This window comes from Tunicatimonas sp. (assembly GCF_049647865.1).
Lineage (GTDB): Bacteria > Bacteroidota > Bacteroidia > Cytophagales > Cyclobacteriaceae > Tunicatimonas.
Genome location: NZ_JBARYM010000359.1, coordinates 1 through 9834, shown reverse-complemented (window position 1 = coordinate 9834; position 9834 = coordinate 1). Strand labels below are relative to the sequence as shown.

Genomic DNA, 9834 nt, shown 5'->3' with positions numbered 1-9834 from the left:
TTGAATAGTTTCAGTCGCTTGACCAATTGCCCGCAGTAATAGGGCATTGGGGGTTAACTGGGTTTTCCAGATAGTATCCAGGGCAGAAGAAGCGCAGTAGAGGTGTGAGCCACCGCAAATTCCACAGATACGCGGGGTTACAATAAGCCCCGATTGGGGGTCTTTACCCTGCATAATTTTTTCAAAACCGCGGAACATAGCGGCTTGGGTGTGGGCTCGGGTGACTACCCCGTTTTCCATATACACCCTCACATCTAGGTCACCTTCTACCCGTCCGACGGGGGAAATATTTAATTCTTTAGACTCCATAGTATAGATTGATAGTTTTATTTTGAGGTTTCGGTAAGCGCTTCGTTCGTAGGAAGTACTTTCTCCCAGCCAGCCCGAGCGTAGTACATCAGTTTAGACTGACCCGTAGGTACATCTTTTGGAAATACACCTAAATACTTCATGGTATTGAACACGCTACCCTTTACTAAATCATTATGAGGAAAGCCTGGCTCAGTACATCCTAAACAAGGGTGATTTACTCGGGTTTTGCTTGACTGCCGGTTCCAAAGAATACGGTTACAACTAGCGCGAGTCATTGGTCCTCGACACCCAACTTCGTAGAACAGACAACCACCACGTTTACCAAAGTGCCCATCCACCTTCTGAGCAAAGTTGTTCACATTAGGGCAACCGTTTTGCACGAAGTCTGTGAAGAAGGTTTTAGGTCGATGGTAGTCATCTAATAAAATATCTTTAGCGCGTCCGGTAGCAATTCCTACCAGAATTTGGGTAATCCAGTCGGGGTGAGCAGGACAACCGGGAATATTAATTACGGGCAGCCCAGCTTGCGATTTATAGTCGGCACCTAAAAACCCACCTTTGTCTTTCTTCAAGAATTGCATACCAGTAGACTCACTCGGATTAGGTTGTACCGCTGGAATGCCGCCCCAGGTAGCGCAGTCGCCAATAGCTACGGTAAATTGAGCAACATCAGAGAGCTCCTTTACCCAGTCTTTCATAGGCCGGTCGGCAAAGTAGTTCATGGTACCCTTTCCGTGAGGACCCTGTACGATAGAACCCTCAAAAACGAGAATATCTAGCTGAATTTTTTTAGAAATACAGTCTTTAAGAAGATCAGAAACTTGTTCACCTATTTCCAGGCCGATAGAGGGATGCCAGAGGATATTGATACCAAAATCGGTTACTAGTTCCACCACAGTAGGCTCCTCAGCATTAAGGAACGACATGGTGTTACCACTGCATGCTCCTCCCTGAAGCCATAATACATTAATCATAATTAATTAGGTTGGTTGACAAAGGATAATAAGTTATTGCTTTTATTCAATTGTTGTTTTTAATGAATTGATAATATATAGGAAAGCCCGCTAATTAGAAAATATTTTCTAATTTATTTAGAGCCCATACTGGTTATAGATAAAAAATCTGCGTTTTTCTACTATTTAGTAGAAGATAGAAGCGGTTGAATTAACTGAGTATACTCCGCTAACCCACGAGTAGTAAAGTAAGGTAGCATTTGACTCCAAACAGCTTTTTTGTACTCCTTCTCATTACCTGCTGACTGGCCCTGCAATCTGCGATGCGACGGCCACAGGGTAATAACCATGCCGATAGTTTCCGCTACCGCGCGATCGTCAGGCGCAGTCATATCTGACTTAACACTTCCTCGTTTACGATGAAAATCAAATCGCTTCTGGATCTGGCAAATCAAACGGGAAGATGATTGCACTCTTCGTTGCTGAAGCTCCTCGTTGAGCCAGGGAGTATGGTCAGAAAAGTAGAAGGCGTATCGTTGATGGAAGGAGAACCATTCACTTAACTGCCGATCAAAGTCTAAAAAATCCGAGGTTTGCCGAAACATCTTAAGAATGTCCTTTACCTCACCGGTTAAGTCCTGCACTACCGCTAGTGTGATTGCTTCCTTATTTTTGAAGTGATACGCTAGGTTTCCAATGCTTAAACCCGCTAGATCAGCAATCTGCTGGAGTCTTACTGAGGCAATTCCGTAGGTATTATAAAGTTCAGTTGCTGCCTGAGTAATCTTTTGCTTGGTATCAACCATTACTAATAGGTCGTATTGAGTTGCTTTATTAGTCCTAATTGGGGAAACTAAATGTTAAGCATATTTTTGTTTAGAACACCCCCGATTCACTTAGTTACCGTTGTACTGAAACATGCTCTGGTCTACCTGTAGTGTACCCCGCTGGTCTTTAGCGGCCTGCCGCCGCATGTAGCGAGCAAAGGTTTGCGCTTTAGACTGACAAAAGCAGCTTGTGATTTTACGTTTGATTAAGCGGTAAGGATTCTTGTAGTGTGCAAATATCAAGTATATTTCCCACTCACCTTGCACAAGCTTAACGTTCTCTATAACTGCCGAGTCCTGTAGCCAGTAGTCATCGTACATTAAATTGAAGTCTACCACACCGCCCACTATTTCGGTAAAGTGAAGATTATTACAGGCATCCAGTAGCTCTTGATATGCCCGTTCGTCCAGATAAAAATCATTTTTCATTCAATACAAGTTAGCTAACGGTAGAAGTAATATAGAGAAATAAAATGGGGTTCCTAATTATTTTGCGCTTTCCTTTTTTCACTCTTTTAAACGGACATAAATTAGCTCGTCTACAGTGCGCCCCTCCTTGGTTACACTCTGGCGCAGGCGTGCTTCCAGATGATAGCCAGATTTTTCCAGTACGCGACCCGAGGCCTGATTATATGCAAACACTCCAGCGTACAGTCGACAGACATCAAAATGCTCAAGAACGTAGTCAGACAGAGCCTGCACTGCTCGGGTAGTAATTCCCTGACCCCAGTACGGCTCGCCCAGCCAGTAACCAATCTCAGCTGAGCGGCGGTACACATCATCTTTAAAGATGACTCCCACGGCACCAACTGCCTCGCCTTTAACCACAATAGCCAAATTAATGGCAGTGGGGTCTTGATTTGCTATCTGAACCCAAATTTGAGCGTCCTGCATGGTATACGGATGAGGAAACCGATCTCGCACATTTTTCCAAACCTTATAGTTATTTCCGTATTTTACTAAACTTTCTTCATCACCGAATTGCCAAGGGCGCAACAGGACATCACCTAGGTCTAGGTGAACGCTTTTTACTTTCGGTTTTTGATCCATTGGTATAAGCGATCTACGTCTTCTTTATGACACAGTGTAGTTCCTTCGTTCATCGTAGCGGCAGTGCCAGCCGCCACTCCGTACCGTACTACATCGGTCAAAGATGCTCCTTGAGCTAGCTGTAGCACCATAGATCCTACCATACTATCCCCAGCACCCACGGTACTCTTCTTGGGTACGGTGGGGGCAGCCACGTACTCAATAGTATCCGCTGTAGCCAGCATAGCCCCCCGAGGGCCTAGCGAAATTACTACTACTTCACATTTTCCGTTACTGATAAGCTGCTGGGCGAGTTGCTCCTGCTGTAACCCTACTACTTCTTCTTGCCCGGCTAAAGCACTCAATTCTCTAAGATTCGGCTTCAACAAATACACCCCTTCGGCCGCCGCCCGGGTTAAGGCCTCCCCCGAAGTATCAACAATGCAACGCACATTCTGCTCGTTGGCCCAGCGCGCAATTTCGGCAAAAATAGTAATCGGCGACTGAGGCGGCAAACTACCGCTGGCTACTACATAATCAGCCGTAGCTAGTTGCTTTTTTATTGCCATACGAGTTTGTTCCCACTCATCATCACTCAGTGGGTCGCCCGGCATTCCGAAGCGGTACTGATGCTCGTGCAGTGTGTCTACTACAATAAAATTTTCGCGCGTCCATTGCTGACAAGGTATCCGGTGTTGCTGTAACCCTTCTTGGGTTAGCATACTTTCTAATTTATCGCCGGTGGGCCCTCCGGCCACGTAGAGGCAAGTTGAGTCGCCGCCCAACTTATGAATAGCCCGCGATACATTTACCCCACCCCCGCCGGGATCATAGCGCAGTAATTCGCAACGTAACTTGGAATCAGGCTTAATGCCCTTCACACTAGTACTTTTGTCCAGTGCCGGACTGAAAGTGATAGTTAGGATGTTCATGGTGCTTTTATGGTTCAATTGCTCGATTGTTGATTGGCTGGGTGCCGGGGCTTGGGGCGTGGAGTATATGTATGAGTAGTCGCTACCTTAACTCCTGACACCCTGCGCCCCGCCCCAAGCTCTAATGGTTCACCCGTTTTCCCTTGCAATTAAAACTTATTTCGCTAATTTTTGTACTAACGATGATAAGGAAAGTGATTTCCTGTTTTTATAACTGTATTACTGATCAAACCATATGGAAATTTTTGCTAGTGGCGAAGCCTGGATTGCGCTGCTCACGCTTACGTTCTTAGAAATTGTGCTCGGAGTCGATAACATCATTTTTATCTCTATCGTCTCTAATAAACTTCCGGTTGATCAACAAGCTAAGGCTCGCAATTTAGGTTTAATTTTAGCTCTTATCTTCCGCATTGGACTACTGCTAGGTATCGCCTGGATTATTGGTTTTACCGAACCATTATTCTCTATATTCGGATTTGAAATTAGCGGACGCGATCTAATTCTAATTGCCGGTGGTATATTTTTGTTAGCTAAAAGCACTACCGAGATTCATCATAAAATTGAAGGGGAAGAGCACGATGAAACTAATGGCAGTCGTAAAATTTCATTTGCGGGCACTATCGTACAAATTATCCTGCTAGATATGGTCTTCTCGTTTGACTCTATTCTAACCGCTGTGGGACTTACCGAAGAAGTTCTAATTATGATTATTGCGGTAGTTATTGCCATGACAATTATGATTACCCTGGCAGGAAAAATAAGTGATTTTATTAACAATCATCCTACGTTACAAATCCTGGCTCTGTCCTTCCTCATCTTAATTGGATTTATGCTCATTGTGGAAGGGCTACACTTCCACGTGCCGAAAGGGTACATTTATTTTGCTGTAGGGTTCTCCTTATTAGTAGAAGTGCTTAATATGAAGCTACGGAAAAAGAGAAATCCTGTGCGGCTCCGAGGACAGCGAATGCGGCCTGCACAAAAAGAAAAAGTAGTAGAAGGTCATTAAACCCAGTTTGAACCCCGCCTATAGTGACAACTGAGAAGCGGCAGCACTGCCCCTAATAAGTAAGGCATACTGAAAAAAATCAGTGGTATTTCCTTTATCGGGAAGTGTGCCCAATCCGCTAAGCCAGATTAATGGCTCATGAAAAGGCGATGCGGGTTGGTTCAAGTCAAACAAAGTATACGGCGTGCTGACAAGTGAATGAAAAGGCGGCTCAGTAGGGTGCATCTGAAAAGAAGTGGCACTACCTGATCTCTCCATTCGCTGGCAATCTTGGTACAGGTACAGTAAAGACAATACTGAAAGAGGCTGAATATCTTTAAACTCGCGTAGGTATGCGCCGAACCAGCGAGTGCCACTCTGCTCGTGCTGGGAGATATGAATCGCTTCCCATTGCCCGTAAAATTTTCCGGGTAATAGCTGAGGATAGACCTGCGCAAAGTTTTGGTAGATGAGAGAATCGTGCACTTGGTTAAATGCTGCTTGCCCCGCTTGCTCCCGAGTTTCATAGGCAAAGCTCCGCTGAGCCAGATTATCAACCACTAACTGAAAGTCCAACCAATTATCATCTAAGTAGCTCTCATATACATCCGCCTGACTAGCTATACTCGCTTGAAGATCCGAGATCAGAGAAGTATACAATCCTTTAGATTGGCTTGGCACTTGCCGAATTAGTTGCATTAGTCCGCTTATATTTTCTGGTGCCTCACTTTCCGGTAGCAAAGTAGCAAGATACGCGATAGCACTACCGGTTTGATGTTCAATATCGGCACCGATTGCTTGAACTCGTTCGTTTTGAGGCAACCCTTGGTTCAGTGCGTATACTTTTTGCCAAAACGCATAATTTTCCTGCGTGCAACTGAGTGTTTCTTCCAGAGGCTGAAATACCCGATTCAGAGTAGCCTCGTTTCCCGAAGCAAGATAGTAGTTAAGCAGTTGCCCGGTACTGTACGGAAGTTCGGCCAGATAGTAGCGAACTCCCGCATGCGATACCAAGTACTGTAACCAAGCATAATTCAGTTCGGCATTGGCGGCTACGCCGTGAATTTCTCCGGTAAGGAAGATATGAGACTGCTCCAATACTTCTTCAGAGACCCCAAAGTCAATCTGGTTATCGGTTAACGTCAGAGGTCGATGATTTTCGGATAAGTATTCGGTAAATACTTCATCCTGAACTGATTCTTGCTGAACCGAATCATCACGACAAGCCAAAGTAGCCCCTAGGCAGCCTATAAATACGTAGATACGCAAAAGCATTATTTAACTAATTTACTTCCGACGAATATACACATATCACAACTTTTATCTGCGTGTTGTTATCGCCCGTATTAGGTAGAAAAGTCCAGATTTAAAGAGTTTTCTGTAGTATATTCCTACAGGAATTAACGATTAGGTTGGTAGCACATTAGGTTTATTCCTTAAAAGCTGACTTTCGTTTTCTAATAAGATTGTAGAAATTTACTCCAGGGATTGACTTATATCACTTGTATTCTAATTTATTGTCAATAAATTTGATGTCCTCATTAATAAATTAACTAGTTTCTATTTTACTTAACCTTTCTACTTGTACTGTATGAAACATTTCTTCTACTTACTTTTTGGGCTAGCTTTTGCAGGACTTTGCTCCACGCCAGGCTTCGCCCAATCTCGCACGGTTTCGGGCACAGTTACGGCTGACGAAACCGGAGAAACTTTACCGGGGGTAAATGTGCTCCTGCAAGGCACCTCTACCGGTACAGTCACTAACATTGACGGTAACTACCGCATTTCGGTAGACTCAGACGATGCCGTTTTAGTATTTTCCTTTATCGGGTACGAAGCCCAGCAGCAGACGGTAGGCAGCCGCTCTGAAGTGAATGTCTCGTTAGGCTCTGATGTAGCCCAACTAAGCGAGGTAGTAGTAACTTCCTTTGGTATTGAGCAGGAGAAGGAGCAACTTGGTTACGCGGTACAAGAATTGCAGGCCGAAGAACTACAGCAAGCGCAGCAGCCTAATCTAGTAAATGCATTACAAGGCCGGGTAGCCGGAGTGCAAATTACTAACGCAGGGGGAGCACCCGGTATGAGCTCTCGTATTATCATCCGAGGAATTACTTCACTAGATCCTAATGCAGACAATCAACCGTTGTTTGTAGTAGATGGTGTGCCGATTGACAACAGTACCGAGGAGTCGGACGGAACCCCTCGCGGAGCTAGTAACCGGGTGGCTGACCTAAACCCAAATGATATTGAGTCACTGAACGTACTAAAGGGTGCAGCAGCCACGGCACTCTACGGAGTACGCGCGGCCAATGGTGCAGTAATTATTACAACGAAGAAAGGGCAGGCCGGAGCCGTTAAGGTGAACCTAAGCAGTAGCGTCGGCTTTGAGCAGATCAATCAGTACCCAGAGTTTCAGGAACAGTACGGACAAGGGTTTTCGGGTAACTACCAACCTACTAGCTTTTGGCCCAGTTGGGGAGCACCCGTGTCCGCCGTACAGGTCATTGAACCTGAGCATCAATTCTACGACAATACTCGTAATACTATGGAAACCGGAATGCAGATTGACAACACCGTCAGCGTATCGGGCGGTAGCGAAAACGCTACGTTCTATGCTTCTTTTGCTAACTTACAGCAAGACGGGGTGATGCCATTTAGCGACTGGGGACGGACATCGGTGAAACTATCGGGCTCAGCCAGCATGACCGATAAACTGGATGTAACTGGCTCTATCAATTATATTAACTCGGGAGGCAACCGCGTGCCGCACGACCGGATGATGGAGCGGCTTATGTACTGGGCTAACACCCAAGACGTAACGGACTATATTAATCCGGACGGAACTCAAAACACCTACTGTAACACCAACCCTATCTATGACGCGCGTTTTGCCACCTATGAAGATAATGTAAATCGGGTCATTGGTAACGTAAATATCAATTACCGGCCTACCGAATGGTTTGGCATTCAGTACCGGGTAGGAACTGATTTTTACAGCGATCAGCGTACCGAGATTACACCTGGCCCGCGAGGCATTGCGGGTGAACAAGCCTTAAGCAGTACGGGTTTTATTGAAGAAACCCGGATCACTAGTCGGGATATTAACTCTACGTTAAACCTCACATTCAATCATACATTTGCCGAAAAATTGCAAGCCACCCTTCGTTTGGGGAATGATATTTTTGATCGTAGCCGTAATAGTCTGCAATCACGAGGTGATGATTTTGTTATTCCCGAGTTTTTCAACCTGAGCAATACAAATCAGCTAGAAACTGGGTACAACCTAAACGAGCGCCGATTAGTAGGGGTATACGGTGACTTGTTGTTAAACTACGATAACTTTCTGTACCTAAATTTTACTGGGCGTAATGACTGGTCGTCTACGCTTCCTCAAGAGAACCGCTCTTTCTTCTATCCTTCAGTGAACTTAGGTTTAGTTTTCACTGAAATAATAGATGCTTCTGAATTTTTAAGTTACGGTAAAATCCGGGCTTCCTACGCAGAAGTAGGGAAGGATGCTCCGCCGTACTCTACGGCAATTACTTATACTGCACCCGATAAATTCCCTCTCAACGGAGTCGTTGGGTTTAGCCGAAACAGTAGCTTTGGTACCCCTGATTTAAAACCTGAGCGTACCTCTGCGATTGAATTGGGAACTGATCTTCGGTTTTGGAATAATCGGTTGTCATTAGATTTTACTTACTATAAGCAGAATAGCCGAGACCAGATTATCTCCGTACCGGTTTCTAACGCTACTGGTTTTACTCGCCTTATTACTAATGCTGGGGAGCTTGAGAATCAAGGAATTGAGCTTATTTTAGGAGGAACTCCTATTCGAACCGCCGATTTCTCTTGGGACGTTTCGGTGAACTTTACCCGCAACCGCAATAGAGTGGTAGAGATTCGGGAGGGTATTGAGACCATTGTACTCGGTAGCCAGTTTGGATACGCCGGAAGTTCGGTAACCTTACAACTTATTGAGGGCGAAGCCTACGGTAACCTGTACGGAAGAAGCTACGAACGTTTCTACTCAGGAGGTGCTCCGGAAGACCTTACTACTTTAGACCGTGATCGTCCGGTAGTAGTTAATGGAGCCGGTGGCGATGCTGGCTTTCCTGCTATCAACCGCGATCAGCTAATTTTAGGCAATTCGCAGCCCGACTGGTTTGGAGGACTACGCAATACCTTTAACTACAAAGGGTGGGAACTTTCGTTCCTTATTGATGCCCGGATGGGAATTGATCAGTACGATCAGTTCAACAACTTCTACTCCGCTTTTGGTAAGCTAGATTACTCACTTAACCGTAACGATGTAGTCGTTTTTGATGGAGTACAGGAAGATGGCTCAGCTAATACCGAAGAGGTTTGGATGGGGCAAGGAGTTGGCCCGGACGGACGTGACTACGGAGCCGGTTTTTACCGTAACTACTACCGGGGAGTATCCGAAAACTTTGTGCAGGACGCTTCATTCATCAAACTACGTAACCTAGCGCTGGGCTATCGCTTACCCGCTAGCTGGTTAGACTCCACCCCTTTTACTGCGGTTAGTTTACGGGCTACTGTCAACAACATAATCTTATGGACTCCTTGGAACGGCTTCGACCCCGAATCATTTAGTGCCGGAGCTGGAGGCAATGCCACCGCTTTTACTGGGCTGGGCTACCCCGGAGTACACAGCATGTTTTTCACTCTCAATGTAACTTTGTAGTTAAATCATGAAACAATTTTCTTATATACTAAAATTTGGGTTACTGTCGGCACTGATGCTATCCTTTAGTAGTTGCGAAGACTAC

Annotated in this window: 9 protein-coding genes; 2 read left to right on the top strand and 7 right to left on the bottom strand. The window is 45.3% G+C overall.

The window, feature by feature from the left end; genetic code table 11:
• From WBA23_RS10675 to WBA23_RS10650, 6 genes are all read right to left on the bottom strand, one after another.
• The coding region (locus WBA23_RS10675) for a nickel-dependent hydrogenase large subunit (RefSeq protein ID WP_424582266.1) at nt 1–309 on the bottom strand (309 nt) is incomplete at its 3' end.
• 17 nt (nt 310–326) lie between these two features.
• Nucleotides 327–1286, bottom strand: a complete 960-nt coding sequence (locus tag WBA23_RS10670) for a hydrogenase (protein ID WP_424582265.1) — start codon at nt 1284–1286, stop codon at nt 327–329.
• Between the two features lie 161 nt (nt 1287–1447).
• On the bottom strand, nt 1448–2071 hold the full coding sequence (locus tag WBA23_RS10665) for a TetR/AcrR family transcriptional regulator (RefSeq protein ID WP_424582264.1): 624 nt from the start codon (nt 2069–2071) through the stop codon (nt 1448–1450).
• A gap of 90 nt (nt 2072–2161) precedes the next feature.
• Complete coding sequence (locus tag WBA23_RS10660; RefSeq protein WP_424582263.1) at nt 2162–2521, bottom strand: hypothetical protein; 360 nt, start codon at nt 2519–2521, stop codon at nt 2162–2164.
• Between the two features lie 78 nt (nt 2522–2599).
• Complete coding sequence (locus tag WBA23_RS10655; protein WP_424582262.1) at nt 2600–3142, bottom strand: GNAT family N-acetyltransferase; 543 nt, start codon at nt 3140–3142, stop codon at nt 2600–2602.
• Nucleotides 3121–4053 carry a 1-phosphofructokinase family hexose kinase gene (locus tag WBA23_RS10650; protein ID WP_424582261.1) on the bottom strand — a complete coding sequence of 311 codons (933 nt, stop codon included), beginning with the start codon at nt 4051–4053 and terminating at the stop codon, nt 3121–3123. Before WBA23_RS10650 ends, WBA23_RS10655 begins: the two co-directional genes overlap by 22 nt.
• A gap of 235 nt (nt 4054–4288) precedes the next feature.
• Here WBA23_RS10650 and WBA23_RS10645 point away from each other — a divergent pair, with 235 nt between their 5' ends.
• The gene (locus tag WBA23_RS10645; protein ID WP_424582260.1) at nt 4289–5062 is read left to right on the top strand and encodes a TerC family protein; all 774 of its coding nucleotides are present in this window, start codon (nt 4289–4291) and stop codon (nt 5060–5062) included.
• Between the two features lie 18 nt (nt 5063–5080).
• Here the strand turns inward: WBA23_RS10645 and WBA23_RS10640 are convergent, their stop codons facing one another.
• Nucleotides 5081–6316, bottom strand: coding sequence for a hypothetical protein (locus WBA23_RS10640; RefSeq protein WP_424582259.1), 1236 nt, complete (start codon nt 6314–6316; stop codon nt 5081–5083).
• Nucleotides 6317–6632: 316 nt separating this feature from the next.
• Here WBA23_RS10640 and WBA23_RS10635 point away from each other — a divergent pair, with 316 nt between their 5' ends.
• On the top strand, nt 6633–9749 hold the full coding sequence (locus WBA23_RS10635; RefSeq protein WP_424582258.1) for a SusC/RagA family TonB-linked outer membrane protein: 3117 nt from the start codon (nt 6633–6635) through the stop codon (nt 9747–9749).
• Nucleotides 9750–9834 lie beyond the last annotated feature (85 nt).

Bases quoted from the DNA above. Each gene is read 5' to 3' on its own strand.
- WBA23_RS10670 (WP_424582265.1), bottom strand. From the start codon at position 1,286: ATGATTAATGTATTATGGCTTCAGGGAGGAGCATGCAGTGGTAACACC.
- WBA23_RS10665 (WP_424582264.1), bottom strand. From the start codon at position 2,071: ATGGTTGATACCAAGCAAAAGATTACTCAGGCAGCAACTGAACTTTAT.
- WBA23_RS10660 (WP_424582263.1), bottom strand. From the start codon at position 2,521: ATGAAAAATGATTTTTATCTGGACGAACGGGCATATCAAGAGCTACTG.
- WBA23_RS10655 (WP_424582262.1), bottom strand. From the start codon at position 3,142: ATGGATCAAAAACCGAAAGTAAAAAGCGTTCACCTAGACCTAGGTGAT.
- WBA23_RS10650 (WP_424582261.1), bottom strand. From the start codon at position 4,053: ATGAACATCCTAACTATCACTTTCAGTCCGGCACTGGACAAAAGTACT.
- WBA23_RS10645 (WP_424582260.1), top strand. From the start codon at position 4,289: ATGGAAATTTTTGCTAGTGGCGAAGCCTGGATTGCGCTGCTCACGCTT.
- WBA23_RS10640 (WP_424582259.1), bottom strand. From the start codon at position 6,316: ATGCTTTTGCGTATCTACGTATTTATAGGCTGCCTAGGGGCTACTTTG.
- WBA23_RS10635 (WP_424582258.1), top strand. From the start codon at position 6,633: ATGAAACATTTCTTCTACTTACTTTTTGGGCTAGCTTTTGCAGGACTT.